This window comes from Brevibacillus sp. TJ4 (genome assembly GCF_044627595.2).
Classification (GTDB): Bacteria; Bacillota; Bacilli; order Brevibacillales; family Brevibacillaceae; genus Brevibacillus.
The window spans coordinates 2,808,904-2,825,978 of the sequence record NZ_CP185865.1; the positions used below are offsets into that span (position 1 = coordinate 2,808,904).

The 17,075-nt window shown below is 55.1% G+C and carries 15 protein-coding genes and 1 riboswitch; of the genes, 1 reads left to right on the forward strand and 14 read right to left on the reverse strand.

Annotated elements, in window-relative coordinates; all coding sequences use genetic code 11:
• Positions 1-89: 89 nt before the first annotated feature.
• The 5 genes from dnaK to lepA all read right to left on the reverse strand — a co-directional run bounded on the left by dnaK (position 90) and on the right by lepA (position 6,790).
• Entirely contained in the window at positions 90-1,925 is a 1,836-nt protein-coding gene (dnaK, locus tag ACAF76_RS13850; protein WP_400164097.1) for a molecular chaperone DnaK, read from the reverse strand.
• Positions 1,926-1,984: 59 nt separating this feature from the next.
• A complete protein-coding gene (grpE, locus tag ACAF76_RS13855; RefSeq protein WP_400164098.1) occupies positions 1,985-2,551 on the reverse strand; it encodes a nucleotide exchange factor GrpE in 567 nt (188 codons plus the stop codon).
• A 66-nt stretch (positions 2,552-2,617) separates the two neighbouring features.
• Positions 2,618-3,646, reverse strand: a complete 1,029-nt coding sequence (gene hrcA, locus ACAF76_RS13860; RefSeq protein WP_400164099.1) for a heat-inducible transcriptional repressor HrcA — start codon at positions 3,644-3,646, stop codon at positions 2,618-2,620.
• Between the two features lie 125 nt (positions 3,647-3,771).
• Complete coding sequence (gene hemW, locus ACAF76_RS13865; RefSeq protein ID WP_400164100.1) at positions 3,772-4,911, reverse strand: radical SAM family heme chaperone HemW; 1,140 nt, start codon at positions 4,909-4,911, stop codon at positions 3,772-3,774.
• A 61-nt stretch (positions 4,912-4,972) separates the two neighbouring features.
• Positions 4,973-6,790 (reverse strand): translation elongation factor 4, encoded by a 1,818-nt coding sequence (gene lepA, locus ACAF76_RS13870; protein ID WP_400164101.1) that lies wholly within the window; start codon positions 6,788-6,790, stop codon positions 4,973-4,975.
• A 212-nt stretch (positions 6,791-7,002) separates the two neighbouring features.
• Between lepA and ACAF76_RS13875 the strand changes: the two genes are divergently transcribed.
• Complete coding sequence (locus ACAF76_RS13875; RefSeq protein ID WP_400164102.1) at positions 7,003-7,857, forward strand: GNAT family N-acetyltransferase; 855 nt, start codon at positions 7,003-7,005, stop codon at positions 7,855-7,857.
• A 75-nt stretch (positions 7,858-7,932) separates the two neighbouring features.
• On the opposite strand, the gene ACAF76_RS13880 is transcribed toward ACAF76_RS13875, so the two are convergent.
• The 9 genes from ACAF76_RS13880 to ACAF76_RS13920 form a co-directional block, all read right to left on the reverse strand.
• A complete protein-coding gene (locus ACAF76_RS13880) occupies positions 7,933-8,898 on the reverse strand; it encodes a hypothetical protein (protein WP_400164103.1) in 966 nt (321 codons plus the stop codon).
• The gene (locus ACAF76_RS13885; protein ID WP_400164104.1) at positions 8,877-9,416 is read right to left on the reverse strand and encodes a sigma-70 family RNA polymerase sigma factor; all 540 of its coding nucleotides are present in this window, start codon (positions 9,414-9,416) and stop codon (positions 8,877-8,879) included. Before ACAF76_RS13885 ends, ACAF76_RS13880 begins: the two co-directional genes overlap by 22 nt.
• A gap of 55 nt (positions 9,417-9,471) precedes the next feature.
• Positions 9,472-10,464 (reverse strand): methyltransferase domain-containing protein, encoded by a 993-nt coding sequence (locus tag ACAF76_RS13890; RefSeq protein ID WP_400164105.1) that lies wholly within the window; start codon positions 10,462-10,464, stop codon positions 9,472-9,474.
• Positions 10,461-11,279 (reverse strand): heme ABC transporter ATP-binding protein, encoded by an 819-nt coding sequence (locus ACAF76_RS13895; RefSeq protein ID WP_400164106.1) that lies wholly within the window; start codon positions 11,277-11,279, stop codon positions 10,461-10,463. Before ACAF76_RS13895 ends, ACAF76_RS13890 begins: the two co-directional genes overlap by 4 nt.
• Entirely contained in the window at positions 11,276-12,334 is a 1,059-nt protein-coding gene (locus ACAF76_RS13900; protein ID WP_400164107.1) for a FecCD family ABC transporter permease, read from the reverse strand. Before ACAF76_RS13900 ends, ACAF76_RS13895 begins: the two co-directional genes overlap by 4 nt.
• Positions 12,335-12,360: 26 nt before the next feature.
• Positions 12,361-13,356 carry an ABC transporter substrate-binding protein gene (locus tag ACAF76_RS13905; RefSeq protein WP_400164186.1) on the reverse strand — a complete coding sequence of 332 codons (996 nt, stop codon included), beginning with the start codon at positions 13,354-13,356 and terminating at the stop codon, positions 12,361-12,363.
• Positions 13,357-13,573: 217 nt separating this feature from the next.
• A riboswitch (cobalamin riboswitch) is annotated at positions 13,574-13,777 on the reverse strand.
• 26 nt (positions 13,778-13,803) lie between these two features.
• Positions 13,804-14,895, reverse strand: coding sequence for a M24 family metallopeptidase (locus ACAF76_RS13910; RefSeq protein ID WP_400164108.1), 1,092 nt, complete (start codon positions 14,893-14,895; stop codon positions 13,804-13,806).
• A gap of 172 nt (positions 14,896-15,067) precedes the next feature.
• The gene (locus ACAF76_RS13915) at positions 15,068-15,967 is read right to left on the reverse strand and encodes an ABC transporter permease (protein ID WP_400164109.1); all 900 of its coding nucleotides are present in this window, start codon (positions 15,965-15,967) and stop codon (positions 15,068-15,070) included.
• 13 nt (positions 15,968-15,980) lie between these two features.
• A complete protein-coding gene (locus ACAF76_RS13920; RefSeq protein WP_400164110.1) occupies positions 15,981-16,991 on the reverse strand; it encodes an ABC transporter permease in 1,011 nt (336 codons plus the stop codon).
• Positions 16,992-17,075 lie beyond the last annotated feature (84 nt).

A 17,075-nucleotide genomic window follows, 5' to 3' on the forward strand; every position in this document is an offset into this window, starting at 1 on the left:
CATAGCATGTGACAGACTTGAAAAAAAGTCAAAGTCACATCCCGTGACTTTGACTTTCAAGGGTCACATTGTGAAGAAATGCGACGTGATTACTTTTTGTCGTCCACCACTTCGTAGTCGGCGTCTACCACGTTGTCTTTCTTCGGCTCGCTGCCGCCTGCGCCCGGCTCGCCCTGTGCCGCTTGCTGGGCTTGCGCTGCTTGCTCGTACAGCTTCATGGAAATTTGCTGGATGATTTGCGACAGTTCGTCTTTCGCCGTCTTGATTTCCTCGATATTGCCGCCTTCCAGCGCTTTTTTCACTTTGTCCTTGGCTTCGTTGGCGCGATCGATCTCGGCCTGGTCAACCTTGCCTTCGACTTCTTTCAATGTTTTTTCCGTCGTGAAGACGAGCTGGTCTGCTTCATTGCGGATTTCTACTTCTTCCTTGCGCTTTTTGTCAGCCTCGGCGTTGAGCTCGGCTTCTTTTACCATGCGCTCGATCTCTTCGTCGCTCAAACCGGAGTTGGACGTGATCGTGATGCGCTGCTCTTTGCCTGTACCGAGGTCTTTGGCGCGCACATTGACGATTCCGTTCGCGTCGATGTCGAAGGAAACCTCGATTTGCGGAATACCGCGCGGTGCTGGCGGAATGTCCGTCAGCGTGAAGCGGCCCAGCGATTTGTTGTCGGCAGCCATTTGGCGTTCGCCTTGCAGAACGTGGATTTCCACCGATGTCTGGTTGTCTGCCGCAGTAGAGAATACTTGCGATTTGCTGGTCGGGATCGTCGTGTTGCGATCGATCAGCTTGGTGAACACGCCACCCAGAGTCTCGATCCCCAGTGACAGCGGCGTTACGTCAAGCAGTACGACGTCTTTTACGTCTCCAGTCAATACACCGGCTTGAACGGCTGCACCGAGGGCAACTACTTCGTCCGGGTTTACCCCTTTATGCGGTTCTTTGCCGATAAATTTCTTGATCGCTTCCTGTACGGCAGGGATACGCGTCGAACCACCGACGAGGATGACGCGGTCGATATCGTTTGGAGTCAGTCCTGCGTCCTGCATCGCTTGACGGGTTGGCCCCATCGTGCGCTCAACCAGGTTGGCGGACAGCTCTTCGAATTTGGCGCGAGTCAGGTTCAGCTCCAAGTGTTTCGGACCAGTCGCATCTGCTGTAATAAACGGAAGCGAGATGGTCGTCGTCAACACGCCGGAGAGGTCTTTTTTCGCTTTTTCCGCAGCGTCCTTGAGGCGCTGTTGAGCCATGCGGTCTTTGGACAGGTCGATGCCATGCTCTTTTTTGAACTCGCTCACCAGGTAATCGATGATCACTTGGTCGAAATCGTCCCCGCCCAGACGGTTGTCCCCTGAGGTCGCTTTTACTTCAAAGAAACCTTCGGACAGCTCCAGGATGGATACGTCAAACGTACCTCCGCCCAGGTCAAAGACGAGAACGGTCTGGTCTTCGGATTTTTCCATGCCGTACGCGAGTGCAGCCGCAGTCGGCTCGTTGACGATCCGCAATACTTCCAGACCGGCGATTTTACCGGCGTCTTTTGTCGCCTGGCGCTGACTGTCGTTGAAGTACGCAGGAACCGTAATTACCGCCTGGGTTACGGGCTGGCCCAGGTAGCTTTCCGCATCTGCTTTCAGCTTTTGCAGAATCATCGCGGAGATTTGCTCTGGTGTGTACTCGTTTCCTTCCAGTGTTTCCTTATGTGTAGTCCCCATGTAGCGCTTGATGGAGATGACGGTGTTGTCGGGGTTGGTAATCGCTTGGCGTTTTGCTGCTTCACCGACGATGCGCTCGCCGTTTTTGAACGCGACCACAGATGGCGTGGTACGGTTTCCTTCCGCGTTGGCGATGACGACCGGCTCTCCACCCTCCATCACTGCCACGCAAGAGTTCGTTGTACCCAAATCAATTCCGATAACTCGACTCATTTACTATGTCCTCCTAACACTTCAGGTCTGTTCTGCTTCTTTGTCTGTTTCACTAGAGCCTACTCGTTGACCTTGACCATCGACGGACGAATGACGCGGTCTTTGAACAGGTAGCCTTTTTGCAGTTCCTCTACGACGACGCCGGACGGGAATTCCGGGTCTTGCGTCTGCATGACTGCCTGGTGTACGTTCGGGTCAAAAGGCTGCCCTTTCGCCTCGATCACCTGCAAGCCTTCCTTTTCAAAGACTTGCAGCATTTGCCGGTACACCATGTTTACCCCCGTCAACAGCGATTCGACGGTCATCGTCTCCTTGTCGGCAGCCATGGCGCGCTCGAAGTTGTCCAGAGTCGGGAGCAGTTCTTCCACTACCTTTTGGGAAGCGTACTTGACCAGGTCCTCCTGCTCCTTGCGCACGCGCCTTCTGATGTTTTCCATATCAGCCATGGCGCGCAGCATTTTGTTCTGGTTTTCCTCAGCCAGCGCTTTCCACTTGGCTGCTTCCTGTTCCCAGTCTACATCAGCGGCCGCCTGCTCCTGGCCTGCGGTCTCATCCTGCTGTTCAGCCGTCGTCTCTACTGTTTCTTCTACTGCGTCTTGTTCCTTCGTTACTTTTTCCTCACTCAACGTCTGATACCTCCTGCGGCTCTACCAAGCATGTTTGCCGGGAGCCTCTCCATCATTCAACCCCGATTATTTCTCGAATTGCGAGGTCAGCATTTGCGACAATCCCTCAGCCAGATGGTTCAGTACGGCAATCACTCTGCTGTACTCCATCCGCGTCGGACCGAGAATCCCGACCATCCCCACCGGCTTACCGCCGAGCGAGTACGAGGTCGTGATAATGCTGCAATGCTTCATCGCTTCCAGTTGGTTCTCCTGGCCAATCCGCACCGTCAGACCGTTTGCGGGCATGCCCATCAAGTGCAGCAACTGGTCGTTTTGCTCCAGCAGCTCCAGGATGTCTTTCACCTTTTCCAGATCGCGGAATTCCGGCTGGTTCAAAATCTTGGTCGCTCCGCGCAGACAGACGCGGTCCGTCTCTTCCTGCACGAGGGACTGATCGATGACCGCCAGCATCTCTTCGTACTGTTCGGTATGCCGGCGCAGCTCGCCTGCGATTTCCTGATACAGACGTTGACGCAATTGCCACAGCGGCACATCCGTCAGGCGATGGTTGAGCAGATTGACAAACCTTTCAATCTCACTCGCTCCGATACCCTCCGGCAGGTCGATCAGTTTGTTCTCTACGCGACCCGTATGCGTGACCACGATAGCCACTGCCTGTCGCTCATTGAGCGGAACGATCTGTATATTTTTCAAGCGGTGCTCGAAAATTTCCGGCCCCAGCACGATTGCCGTATAATTCGTCAGTTGCGTCAGGATTTGCGCCGTCAGTTCCACCACTTGCTCGGCGTGCAGAATCCGTTCGGCAAACAACTGTTTGAGTTTGAGCAAATCCTTTTCATCCAAATACTGTGGCTGGATCAGGTTATCCACATAAAAGCGATACCCTTTCGTAGACGGTACGCGACCGGCTGACGTATGAGGCTGCTCCAGATACCCCAGCTCCTCCAGGTCAGACATCTCATTGCGGATCGTAGCCGACGAAAAACCGATGTCCTCCCGTTTGGAGATCGTACGAGACCCTACTGGTTCGGCTGAATGAATGTAATTATCGACGATAGCGTTCAAAATCAGTCGTTGACGTTCTGATAACATCTCACTTCAACCTCCCCATTGTTAGCACTCATACTCTTTGAGTGCTAAATCTACTTACTAAATTATCAATAGAAGCAGGATTTGTCAACGGACTTCGGGCAATTCCTCCTACAAGATCTGGCAAATCAGCGCAAAAAACGAGCAAACACCTCGTTGCCGAGCAGCATCCCGTTTCGAGTCAAACGCAGATGAGCGCCGTCCCTTACCAGCAGTCCCTTTTCCGTCTCCTCCTCGATGATCGTGCCAAAGACATCATATGCCGAGATGCCAAAGCGCGCCGCAAACCGGTCCAGATCGACGCCTTCGCGCAGCCGCAGGCCCAGGATCATCTGCTCCTCCATCGCATCCTCGCGCGGCACTTCAAACTGCTCTACGCGCGGAAGCCCTTCCTTGCATTTTTGCAGGTAGATGGCCAACGGTCCGGCGTTGACGTGTCGAAAGCCGTCAATATACCCGTGAGCACCCGCACCCAATCCATAATAGTCTTCGTTGAGCCAGTACGTTTTATTATGCCTGCTGGCAAATCCAGGCTTGGCGAAATTGCTGATCTCGTACTGGGCGTAGCCGTGTTTTTCCATCTCGTCAATCAGCACCAGGTACATTTCCAGCTCTGCTTCCTCCGAAGGCAGCGGCAACTGGTCCTTTTGATACAAGGTGTGGAACAGCGTGTTTTCCTCGACTTTCAGACTGTAGGCGGAAAAATGGGTCGTGCCGAGCGCAAAGGCTTTGTCCAGCGTCTCGCGGAAAATCGCGACGCTTTGATCCGGCAGCCCGAACATCAGGTCGATGGAGATGTTGGCAAAGCCTACTTTGCGGGCATTGTCGATGCTGCGGTAGACGTCGTCCGTGTCGTGAATCCGGCCGAGCCGCTTCAACAGGGCGTTGTCAAAGGATTGCACTCCGAAGCTGAGACGGTTTACCCCGAGCTCGCGCATCAGGCGCAATTTGTCCACGTCGGTCGTCCCCGGATTGGCCTCCATCGTATATTCCACGTCGTCTGCAAGGTATGGTCCGAGATAGGTCTGTACCGTCGACAGAAATTGCTTCATCTGCTCGTGATCGAGAAATGTCGGTGTCCCGCCGCCGACGAAAACCGTCTTGACCTGCTCGACCGGCTTTTCGCGGAAGGTGAGCTCCATTTCTCGCCTGAGCGCCTCCAGATAGTCCCAGATCAGTTGCGGATTGTTGGTGACAAACGAGTTGAAGTCACAGTAGTAGCATTTATTCGTGCAAAATGGAATGTGGATATACACGGAATGCGCCATCTTCTTCCCCCTCCTTTTTTTAGAATCGTAGAATGGAAAAGACCTGACGCAGTGGTCAGGCCTACTTTTTGTCATCCATGCGCAGTACGGCCATAAAGGCTTCTTGTGGAACCTCGACGGAGCCGACCGACTTCATGCGCTTCTTCCCTTCTTTTTGCTTCTCCAAAAGTTTGCGTTTCCGCGAAATGTCCCCGCCGTAACACTTGGCCAGGACGTTTTTGCGCAGGGCGCTGATCGTTTCGCGGGCGACTACCTTGTGTCCGATCGCCGCCTGGATCGGCACCTCGAATTGCTGGCGCGGAATCAGCTCTTTGAGCTTCTCGCAAATGACTTTTCCACGCGCGTACGCCGTATCCTTGTGCACGATAAACGAGAGCGCGTCGACCATCTCGCCGTTGAGCAAGATGTCCATTTTCACCAGCTTGGACGGTTTGTAGCCGCCGAGCTCGTAGTCAAAGGAAGCGTACCCTCTCGTTCCCGATTTCAGCAGGTCGAAGAAGTCGTATACGATTTCCGAAAGCGGCATGTCGTATTTGAGCTGTACGCGGTTTTCTCCCATGTACTGCATGTCGAGGAACTCGCCGCGCTTGCCTTGGCACAACTGCATCACGTCGCCGACGTACTCCTTCGGCACCATGATCGTCGCTGTCACGTACGGCTCTTCAATCATCTCGATCTTTTGCGCATCCGGCATTTTCGACGGGTTGTCGATCTCGATCACTTCCCCGTTCGTCTTGGTGATCCGGTAAATAACGCTCGGCGCTGTCGTGATCAGATTGATGTTAAACTCCCGCTCGATCCGCTCCTGGATAATCTCCATGTGCAACAGGCCGAGGAAACCGCAACGGAAGCCAAAGCCAAGCGCTTGCGAGGTCTCCGGCTCGAATTGCAGGGAGGCGTCGTTGAGCTGCAGCTTTTCCAGCGCTTCCCGCAGGTCGTTGTACTCGTTTGTTTCAATCGGATACAGACCGCAGAAGACCATCGGGTTGATCTTGCGGTAGCCGGGCAGCGGCTCGGCTGCCGGACGGTTGGCATCGGTGATCGTATCCCCGACGCGCGTGTCGCCGACAGTCTTGATCGAAGCAGCCACATATCCTACGTCGCCGACTGTCAATTCCTCGACAGGCGTCTGACGCGGCGTGGAGGTGCCGATCTCCGTCACCTCGAACGACTTGCCTGTCGCCATCATCTTGATCTTCATACCTTTTTTCAAGGTGCCGTTGACGATTCGCACAGAGGCGATCACGCCGCGATAGGCGTCAAAGTACGAGTCGAAAATCAATGCTTGCAGCGGTGCATCCGGGTCGCCCTCAGGCGCGGGCACCTTGCTTACGACAGCTTCGAGCACGTCCTTGATCCCGATCCCCGCTTTCGCCGAGGTCAGGCACGCATCACTGGCATCCAGCCCGATGACGTCCTCTACCTCTTGCTTGACGCGCTCCGGTTCGGCGCTGGGCAGATCGATCTTGTTGATGACCGGGATGATTTCCAGGTTGTTGTCCAGCGCCAAATAGACGTTGGCCAACGTCTGCGCTTCGATCCCCTGTGCGGCGTCGACGACCAGAATCGCCCCTTCGCAGGCAGCGAGACTGCGCGACACCTCATAGGTGAAGTCTACGTGTCCGGGGGTGTCGATCAAATGCAGAATGTACTCTTCCCCGTTATCCGCTTTATAGTTCAAACGCACGGCATTCAGCTTGATCGTAATGCCGCGTTCTTTTTCCAGCTCCATCGTGTCCAGAAACTGGGCTTCCATCTCACGCGCAGTCAACGCACCGGTCAACTCCAAAATCCGGTCGGCCAGTGTTGATTTTCCGTGGTCGATGTGGGCGATGATGGAAAAATTTCGTATTCTTTTCTGTCTTTCACGGCGATCCATGTGTTGTTCGTTCCCTCCCACGCGAATCCAGTCATCCTTCCCAGATTGCGCTGCGCAAAAAATACACTAACGACAATTATAGCAAACGCGGGATGCCGGAGCAATAAGCCAACGCTGGGTGCTTCTGTTATATTTGCTTGAGGCTCGTCTGATTTTTCAGTCTGTAGTACAGTTAGGTAAACATGATTTTTTCGCCAAAGGAGGCCGCTGCCTTGTTCGAACCTGTTCTTGAGCGCTTGTCTGCCGACGATATTCCCGGCCTGATCCAACTGTCCCGCGCCGTCCAATGGGATTATTCCGAGGCCGAAGTACACACTATCCTCGCCCTTGGTCCTGTATTCGGACACAAGGATGAGCACGGTCGATTGCTTTCATGCGCCGGAGTCATCCGGTACGAAGGCGGGATCTCCGTGATCGGAATGGTCATTGTCGATCCAGCGTTTCACGGCAGAGGACTGGGCCGCTCGCTGATGCACATCTGCATGGAACAGGTCCCGCCGCCTGCGCCGATCATGCTGATCGCCACGGAAATGGGACGTCCGTTATATGAAAAGCTCGGCTTTCGCGCAGTCGATACGATTCACAAATACATCTGCGAGACATTCACCTGCCCGTCTTTGGAAGCGGCTGACGGTGTATCCATCGAAGCGATGCGTGCAGATGATCTGCACGAGGTCGTACAGCTCGACGCGCAGGCTGTGGGCACAGTCCGGGAAGCCTTCTTGCGCCAACGAATGATGCAGGCGAAAACATGCCTCGTCGCCAGGGACGCATCCGGTTCGCTCAAAGGGTATGGCTTCGCCGTCCAGACCCCTGCCAATCTGGTTACGGGGCCGATCGTAGCCGCCGATCACAACCTCGCTGTCCGGATCGTCAGCAGTCTTGCCAAAGAGCATGCGGGACAGCTGCGAATCGATGTGCCAAACGGACAGTTTGCCTTCCTCGACCTTTTGGAGAGCTGCGGATTTGTCAAATCGAATCAGCCGCCGGTGATGGTCGCCCGCGCCAGCCGGATGCCGGAGCGCAATCAAACGTACTACGCCATCGCCTCGCAATTTTACGGATAAAAACGGCACTATCTGTCGCGAACACAAAACGGACTTCTCCCATACACGCGGAGAAATCCGTTTTTTGCTTGCAGCTTATTCTCGGTTGCGCAGCAGCTCGCGCGCACGCTCCGGAAAGATGCGTTCGAGACTGCTCATGTAGCGGTTTCCGTCCTCCGGCATTTCAAAGTCTGTCACCCTGTAGTCATTGCCCACGTACAAAATATCAAAAGCCATCGGCGCACTCACACCCGCTCCGTTCTCCCCGCTGACGATCAGGACCTCGGCATAGGCACGTCGCCGATCTGCGCTGGGCGCTTCTACGTAGAACAGGTCGAGCGTCACTTCCCTGTCTGCTCCCAGCCACTTCAGTTGCTCCTGTTCCTGCTGCAAGTACCGGGTAATGAGCGACTCCACCCACGAACGATTGCTTGGGGAGACGCCCTCCTTTACCTCGACAAACACTCCGCCGAGCACGCTGCCCCCTGCCTGCACATGCAGCTTCCAGATTCCCGGTTCCGGCAAAACGATTCCCGATGGAAAATGATGATCGGCATCGTACAGCTCTCCGCCTGTAGCATACGTTCCCAGATTGACCTGCTTGCCATCGCTTCGGTAGGCGAAAATCTCCACTTCTGCGGGAACCTCCCCGTTAAGCAGCCACATCCACTTTTGCTGCTGCGCCTCGTAGATGTTCGTCTCATCAGTAATGACCCGAACCGGCCTTTCGCCAATGTACGTATACGTCATGCCATCGTACGTTTCGGTCACGGCAGGAGACGGCTCCCACGTCTCGACGGTGCGAAGAGGCGGAGGAGTAGAGGACGTGCTCGCATGCTCAAGCCCGATTTTCTGCGGCCACACCTGCCACATCAGCAGTACGAGCAGCGCCATGCCGCAAATCCCGACCGCGTACTTCGCCGTACCATATCTTTCACTGCTCGCACGCTTGCTGACTTTTTCCCGCACCCCCTGCTGCATTCCAGGTGTAAAGTGCACATCCTTGAACATGCTCTGGTCCGCTCGTTCCCGCAGTTGGCTCAACCATTTGTTCTCGTCCATTCCCACTCCTCCTCTCCCGCCATCTGCTGCTTCAACTGCTGTCTGGCCCGGTACAGCCGGGTGCGTACGGTTCCTTCTGAAGCGCCGAGAATTTCCGCTATTTCTGCGATCGACAAATCGGCGTAGTAATGCAGCGCGATCACCTGGCGATACAACTTCGGCAGAAGCATTACCTGCTGCACCAACTGGTCGCGATCGGCCTGCTCCAGCACGGCGCTTTCGGTCGAGTGCTCCGCGCCGCCTTTGATCCAGGACTGCGGCAAAATGTTGCGAAACGACCAGGAGCGCCAATATCCTTTACATTCGTTTACGACGATCCGGTACAGCCACGTCTGAATATTGCTGTCGCCGCGAAAGCGAGGCAGATTCCGGTATACTTTGACGAAGACGTCCTGTGTAATATCCTCAGCCAGACTGCGATCTTTGACCAAAAAAATGACAAGCCGAAGCACACGAGTCCCGTAGCTGCGCATGATTTGCTCAAACGCCTCGTCATGTGTCGGCTTTAGTTTATCCAAGGGCGCTCCTCCTTTGCTTGCATGCTACCTGTTAGATGCAGCAGCCCTCGATTTGTTACAACAGATAGCGAACTTTTTTTGCGGTGATCGTGTAACGGGAAGCGGCGCAGTCAGAATTGCCGACGGATGCAAAAGGGTACCCGCCATGCTGCCAGCGATCCATAGCGAAGCCTTCGACCGCTTTTCCTGCGCTCTCGGTCTGATGCTTCTCGTGGAGTTCAAGCACCTCGAACCCCTCTGCTTCCAGCAGCAAACAAAGCTCCCCCGGCAACAGCAGGGCCATTTCCCGCTCGACCCGATAGCGCGGCTGTTCAACCTGATCGAGAAAGGTCTCGTAGGTCAGTATGTAGCGAAATGCTTGCCGCACAAGCGACGTCTCCCCTTCTACCCGCTGGTACACCATCCGATCCGGAAAAACATGCTTTCGGCGCAGAACGCTCCAGGAGTCGTGCATCGGCGGCAATAGAATGTCGATGGCGACGATCCCCTCCTCTCGCAGATGGGCACGGACTGTCCGCAAAAACTGCCGCTGCGCACGACGCGATACGGCTTGTTGAAAAATTCCTTCTGGCAGCAGGACGTGCGTGAATGTCCAGTCCAGGTCCAGCTCCCTGGCGTTGCCCTCCACAAGCTCCAGCAAATGCTCGCGTTCCTTTAGCACATGGCGCTTCTTTTTCTCGGCCAACCGAAGCATGTCCGTGCTCCAGTCCACCCCGACGACGGCAATCCCGTTTCGCGCCAGCTCGACGGCGATCCTGCCTGTTCCGACCCCCAGCTCCAGCACCGAGATATTGTCCCCGAAGCCCAGCAGCCAGTCGCGATAAAAGGCGATCCCGGCTTTTCCGGCAAACTGGTCGTAATACGTCGCCTCCAACCCTGCATACTTGATTTCGTCCAGCTCCTCATGCCGTCCGCCCTGCAAGCCGCAATTCGAACAGACCGATCCTGCCAGACGGGAAAAGGGAACACCGGGCTCCACGCCGTTTTTCGTGTCGCCCACCCACTCGTCGTAACGGAACTTGCATACGTTGCATCTGTATACGCTCATCCGAGAACTGCCACCTCTCGTCCTGTCGTTGCCGCTTTCTGCGCTCCCGAAAAGAAGTAGACATGCTTTTTGCCGGTGACCGGATGGGTCGTGACCTCCGCCTCCACCCCGAATACGTCCCGGATCAGGGCAGGGGTGAGGATTTGCTCCGGCGCACCGGAGGCGACAATTTCTCCCTCGTGCAAAAACAGGAGTCTGTCGCAATACGCGGCGGCAATATTCAGGTCGTGCAGGGCGGCGAGCGTCGGAATGCCCAGTTCTTGCACCAAATCCATGATTTGCAGTTGGTAGCGCACATCGAGATGGTTGGTCGGCTCATCCAGCACCAGTACCTTTGCTTGCTGGGCCAACGCCCTGGCGATCATCACCCGCTGCTTTTCTCCTCCTGAGAGTGTAAAAAAGCTGCGTTTGGCATAGTCCAGCATACCGACCTGACGCAGCGCCTCCTCACAAATGTGGCGGTCTTCTGCTCCGTCGGGCTCAAACAGCTTCTTGTGCGGAGAGCGGCCCATCCAGACCACTTCATCCACGCGAAAATCAAAGTCCACTGATGATTCCTGCCTGACGACTGCCATGCGTTGTGCACATTCCTTGGCGGAAAGTCCGTAGACGTCTTCCCCTTCCAGGTAAATCCATCCGGCATCCGGCTTCATCACCCGATAGATGCTTTTTAACAGGGTCGATTTGCCGCTGCCGTTGGGACCGAGCAGTCCGACGATTTCGCCTGCCCCAAGCTCCAGATCAATCTGATGCAAAATTTTCTTTTTGTCCAAGGAGAGGGATACCCGCTCTGCCCGTACCGCAACATCGTTCATCGTCCACTCCCTCCAAACGAATAGGAACTGCGCAGCATCAGCCAGATGAAAAACGGACCGCCACACAATGCCGTAATGATGCCGATCGGAAATTCTTCCGGGGCAAACGCCAGTCGCGCAAACACATCGGCCCAGATGAGAAAAATGGCTCCCAACAGCGCACTGACGGGCAACACGCGCTTGTGATCGGAACCGACGATCACCCGCACAATATGGGGCAGCATCAACCCGACAAAGCCGATCGAACCGCTAATCGCCACGATCACTCCGGTAAGCAAGGCGGTAAGCACGAACAACAGCTTGTGAAAATGTGCCGTGTTTACCCCGAGCGTACGCGCTGCTTCTTCGCCCATCAGCATTGCGTTGAGCGAACGGTGCAGTGCCGTCAGAACGGCAAAAGCGAGCAGCAAGACAACAGCCGGGATCAACAGGTAGTCCCATTTTGCACCCGCCAGGCTGCCGCTCATCCAAAACAGCACGGAGCGTATGCCCTGCTCATTCGGTGCCGAAAAGATGATCAGACTGGTGATCGCAGACAAAATGGCAGAAATCGCGATTCCCGACATCAGCAGGCGGGTCGTCGAGTTGTGCCCGCCCAGCCTAGACAGAAAAAAGACGAGCAGGATCGACAGCAGCGCTCCTCCAAACGCGCCCAGTGACAAGGCGAGCTGGCCAAACCATTGGAATGCTCCGAATAAAATAACGAGTGTTGCACCTACCGAGGCCCCCGAGGAAACTCCGAGAATATACGGATCTGCCAGCGAGTTGCGGACCAGCGCCTGGATGGCCACTCCGACAATCGAGAGGCTCGCTCCGACGATCGCCCCCAGCAGCACGCGGGGAAAACGGATGTCCCAGATGATCGTCTGCTGCGCACTCGTCCAATCTACCGGGATCTGATTGCCGACAAGCGGCACTTTTGACAAGGCAATTTTCCAAACGGTCGCCGCTTCTACCTTGACCGACCCGAGCGTAACCGCCATGGTGACGGACACGAGAAGAGATGCGAGCAGTACGAGCAGCAACCAAGACATCTTGATTCGACGCAGATTCATTTCTCCACTCCCATCCCTGTCGCTTCCTACTGCTGGAATCGTTCCGGATAAAATCCTTCCGCCAGCATTTTCAGCGCGATCGGAGCGCGGACCCCTTCAGCAGCGGCAGACAAAGGCAGTACGATCAGCCGTTGATTGGCGATTGCCGGAACCTCGGCCAGCTCTCTTTTGGCAAGCAGAAACTCGCGCTTTTGTTCCACGCTCGTATTCCCGTAATCGACGACGACGATTACATCCGGCTTGCGATCGACGACTTCCTCCCAGCTTACCGCCGGCCATCCCTTCTCGATGTCGTCAAAGATGTTTTTGCCTCCCGCCAGCTCGATCAGGTGCGTCATGTAGTTGTTGCTTGCTGCTGTCTTCGGCTTGTCTTCCCCGCTGTCGTAGACAAAAACAGTAAGCGGCTTGTCCACCGATTCGATTTTGCTGACTGTATCGTCCATTTCTGCTTTCATCTGGGCGATCAACTCCTCCGCCCTGTCGTCAATACGGAAGATGCGTCCGATGTTTCGGATGTCGGCAAACACATCGTCCATCGTCGGTCCGGTCATGTTGGAGGACATGTGCAAATACGGCTTGATCCCCATTTGCTCCAGTTCCTCCATCGTCCCTACCCCCTGGTCGCCAAAGCCGCTTTTCCACCCTGCGTAGACAAAATCCGGTTCCGCTGCCATCAGCACTTCCTTGTTCGGATATTTGTCGGAGAGCACCGGGATCTTCGCGTAGGCTTCCTCCCATTGCGGCAAGATCGCGTCGTCGAGGTAGGCCGTACCGACCATCTTGTCTTCCAGCCCGAGCGCGAGCATCACCTCTGTCACGTGCTGGTTCAAGGTTACCGCTCGCTGCGGAGCCTGTGGATAGGCAATCGTCATTCCGTTCGTCTCAATCGTCACCGGTTCGCCCGCGGCTGGCTGCGACGGCTGCGGCTGCACCTCTTTCGAACATGCTGCAAGCGTCAATGCGAAAGCGATCGTTCCCAGCAACAAGAAAGCATTTTTTGTACGTTGTATGTTTATAAACATCTTCACGAATGAATCTCCTCCCCATGCTATGTAGCCTGTTGGGCATACAGCCCCGTTTCACGTCCTGTTTTTGCATCACCTCCCTTTCTGCCAAACAAAAAACACCTTCCCGTTGACGAACGGGAAGGTGTCTATGCGTACATACAGCCAGGCCAGGACAGGCATTTCCTGGTACACGACGGTCAGCTTTCTACACCACCCCATCCTCGTGGGTTGATTGTGCAAAGGCTTCATGGCAGGTCTCCTGGCTCGGATTCCTCGCACCCTGCTCCCTTCCCATTCCTTCTTGCGACGGAACAGTGGTTTGCAACAGGGTACTCCTCCTTACAGTGGCGGGACCGCGCCGGCTTTTCACCGGACTTCCCTTTTAAGCTGCTGAACGATGTCGCGTCCATACAGCACCATGAAACACATGTATGCAATTGTTTTTCGTCTGATTGTGGTTCTTTAGCCGATGACGGTCAATTCTTTCGGGAAGCTCGTCAGAACCTCCACGCCGTCCTCGGTTACCAGGACGTTGTCTTCAATGCGCACACCGGCGACGCCAGGTACGTAAACGCCCGGTTCGATGGTGAAAACCATTCCGGGGCGCAGTTCGTCCTTGTTTTCGCCATGGATCGAAGGGTACTCATGGACGTCCATGCCCAGGCCGTGTCCAAGCCGATGCATGAAGTATGGACCGTACCCTTTTTCTGTAATCAGGTCGCGCGCTGTCTTGTCCAGATGGCCAAAAGAGACCCCGGGACGAACCGCTGCGATAGCCGCCTTGTTGGCAGCCAGCACGGTTTCGTAGATGTCCCGCAACTTGTCGTTGACCTCGCCGACCGCAAACGTGCGGGTAATGTCCGAGACATAGCCGTCCGCTTCCACGCCTGCATCGAACAGGAGCAGTTCTCCTTGGCGAATTTGCCTGCTACCGGGATGTCCGTGCGGCAGCGCAGAGTTTTCTCCGGACAGGACCATGGTTGAAAAAGAAGGGCCTTCCGCACCCAGCCGCTTCATCTGGTATTCCAGTTCGGCGACGATCTCTTTTTCCATAACGCCCGGCTGGACTTTTTTCACCGTTTCCCTGATCGCACCCTCAATCAGACGAATGGCATGCTTGATTCGGGCGATTTCGTCCGCCGTCTTGATCATGCGCATCTCGCGCAGCGGCCGATCGACGTCCACATACTGTGAAGCTGCGACGACTGCGCTCAAGGCTTCGAAGCGCTCGACTGTCATATGGCCTTTTTCCAGCCCGAGCTTTTTCACGCCGCCCGGCAGTGCCTGCTTCAAAATATCAAACGGATTTTGCACATCCGTATGGGTAACGATCTGTTTGACGATAGACGCATTCATGGCGGCATCGCGATCCAGCGCGGGAACGATCAAGGTAGGCTCCCCGACAGCAGGTATGACCAGTCCCATAAAACGCTCGTGCGGATCAGAATAAAAGCCTGTCAAATAGTAGACATGCTTGGGGGAAGTAATCAGTACCGCATCCAGCTCTTGCTGTTGCAGAAATGTGAGAAGGTTTGCAATCCGCTCTTGTGACATGCTGCTTCACCATTCTTTCACCAAGTAGTTTATAGCGAGGATACCATTTTCTGCGAAAAAATAGAAGAAGTATCGGCAAAAAGACTCAAGGAAGAGGGGCTCCGCATGCAAAGATTTTTCGCTGCGCGTACTGAAAGGAAAAAGGGAGACGCGTTTTGTCCCCCCTTCTCTTCTAGTTTTTCATGCGCGGGTCCAGCGCGTCACGCAAGCCATCACCGATCAGGTTGAAGCCGAGAACCGTCAGCATGATCGAAAGCCCGGGAAAAATCACTGTCCACGGTGCTTTCTGGATATACTGGCGGGAGTCGGAGAGCATCTTGCCCCACTCCGGCTCCGGAGCTTGGGCCCCAAGCCCGAGGAAACCGAGTGCTGCCGCTTCGATAATCGCTGTGGCAATGCCCAAGGTTCCCGTGACAATGATCGGGGCCATGCTGTTGGGGAGGATGTGCTGCAGCAAAATGCGCGAATCCTTCATCCCGATCGCCCGTGCGGCCGTAACGAACTCCTCTTCCTTCAGGCTCAGTACGCGGGAACGGACGAGTCGCCCGAAGGTGGGTATATTGACAATCGCAATCGCCAGCAAGGCATTTTGCAAGGAAGGCCCGAGAATTGCCACGATCGCGATCGCCAGCAAAATGCTGGGAAAAGCAAGCATGATGTCAAACAGCCGGGAGATGACGATATCCACCCATTTCCCGTAGTAGCCTGCCAAAAGTCCGAGAACCGTCCCGGCGATGACCGAGCCGATTACGGCGAAAGTGCCGACCCACAGGGAAATGCGCGCCCCGTAAATGACGCGGCTCAACACGTCACGACCGTTGTAGTCGGTGCCAAACCAATGTTCAGCGGATGGCGGCTGGTTTTTTTTCAGCAAGTCGTAATCTTCGCTGTAGTGATACGGTGCCAAAACCGGTGCCAGAACCGCAACGACGATAAAAAACAGGATGATCCCCATTCCGACCAGCGCCAGTTTGTTTTTGCGCAATGTCCCCCATGCTTCCCGCCACGGAGAGATGACCTGGTCGTCCGCCTGCTTCAACGGCACGTTGTTTTGTACTTGTATGTCTGCCATGTACCCATCCTCCTCAGCGGTATTTGATCCGTGGATCGAGATATGCATACAGGAGATCGACGACGAGGTTGATCAGCACAAAGATGGTGGCAATGACCAGAATTCCCGATTGAATGACCGGATAATCGCGGTTGCCGATCGCCGTATAGATGTAACGCCCTACTCCCGGCCAGCCAAAAATGGTCTCCGTCAGTACGGCTCCGCCGAGCAACAGCCCTGTCTGCAAGCCGATTACGGTCAGGACGGGAATCATCGCGTTTTTCAACGCATGCTTGTACACGACGCCAAATTGCGCCATGCCCTTCGCCCGTGCCGTGCGGATATAGTCGGAACGCATCACTTCCAGCATGCTGGAACGGGTGATCCGTGCGATAATCGCCATCGGAATCGTTCCCAGGGCAATGCTCGGAAGGATCAGGTGCTTTACGACATCGATGAATTGATCCCAGCGGCCGGCGAGCATGGTATCGAGTACATAGAAGTGCGTGATCGCCTGGACGGGGTCACGCGTATTGTCACGACCTACGGATGGCAGCCATCCCAGCTCCTGGGCAAACACCCATTGCTCCATCAACCCCAGCCAGAATACCGGCATGGAAACGCCAATCAAGGCAAGCAGCATTGCGATGTAGTCAAACCAGGAATTTTGTTTCCAGGCTGAGATGATGCCGGCATTGACTCCTACGAAGACCGCAAAGAACATGCTGAAAATGGTCAGTTCGGTCGTCGCCGCCAAATACGGACCGATCTCTTTGGCGATGCTGGCTCCCGAGTGCAGGGAAACGCCCAAATCCCCTGTGATGATTTGCTTGAGATATTCAAAGTACTGAATGTACCACGGGCTGTTCAACCCGAGAGCTTCCCGCAAATCCGCCAAGGCTTGGGCACTTGCCTTTTCACCCAGGATCGTGAGCGCGGGGTCGCCGGGAATGGCACGTATGATCGAAAAAACGACGATTGACATGCCCAGCAGAACGGGGATGAGCATAAGAATTCTTCGGATGCTGTAGGATAGCAATGCCATCTCCTCGCTTTCCTTCCAAGTAAAAATGAGTGCAAAGTCCAAAAAAGAAAGGGTAAGAAGAGGGATCACTCCTCTTACCCTACA

Coding starts and splice junctions, on each gene's coding strand:
- ACAF76_RS13900 (WP_400164107.1), bottom strand. CDS start 12,334: ATGAATCTGCGTCGAATCAAGATGTCTTGGTTGCTGCTCGTACTGCTC.
- hemW (WP_400164100.1), bottom strand. CDS start 4,911: ATGGCGCATTCCGTGTATATCCACATTCCATTTTGCACGAATAAATGC.
- ACAF76_RS13910 (WP_400164108.1), bottom strand. CDS start 14,895: ATGTCACAAGAGCGGATTGCAAACCTTCTCACATTTCTGCAACAGCAA.
- ACAF76_RS13905 (WP_400164186.1), bottom strand. CDS start 13,356: ATGTTTATAAACATACAACGTACAAAAAATGCTTTCTTGTTGCTGGGA.
- ACAF76_RS13895 (WP_400164106.1), bottom strand. CDS start 11,279: ATGAACGATGTTGCGGTACGGGCAGAGCGGGTATCCCTCTCCTTGGAC.
- ACAF76_RS13920 (WP_400164110.1), bottom strand. CDS start 16,991: ATGGCATTGCTATCCTACAGCATCCGAAGAATTCTTATGCTCATCCCC.
- ACAF76_RS13880 (WP_400164103.1), bottom strand. CDS start 8,898: ATGGACGAGAACAAATGGTTGAGCCAACTGCGGGAACGAGCGGACCAG.
- hrcA (WP_400164099.1), bottom strand. CDS start 3,646: ATGTTATCAGAACGTCAACGACTGATTTTGAACGCTATCGTCGATAAT.
- dnaK (WP_400164097.1), bottom strand. CDS start 1,925: ATGAGTCGAGTTATCGGAATTGATTTGGGTACAACGAACTCTTGCGTG.
- ACAF76_RS13915 (WP_400164109.1), bottom strand. CDS start 15,967: ATGGCAGACATACAAGTACAAAACAACGTGCCGTTGAAGCAGGCGGAC.
- lepA (WP_400164101.1), bottom strand. CDS start 6,790: ATGGATCGCCGTGAAAGACAGAAAAGAATACGAAATTTTTCCATCATC.
- ACAF76_RS13890 (WP_400164105.1), bottom strand. CDS start 10,464: ATGAGCGTATACAGATGCAACGTATGCAAGTTCCGTTACGACGAGTGG.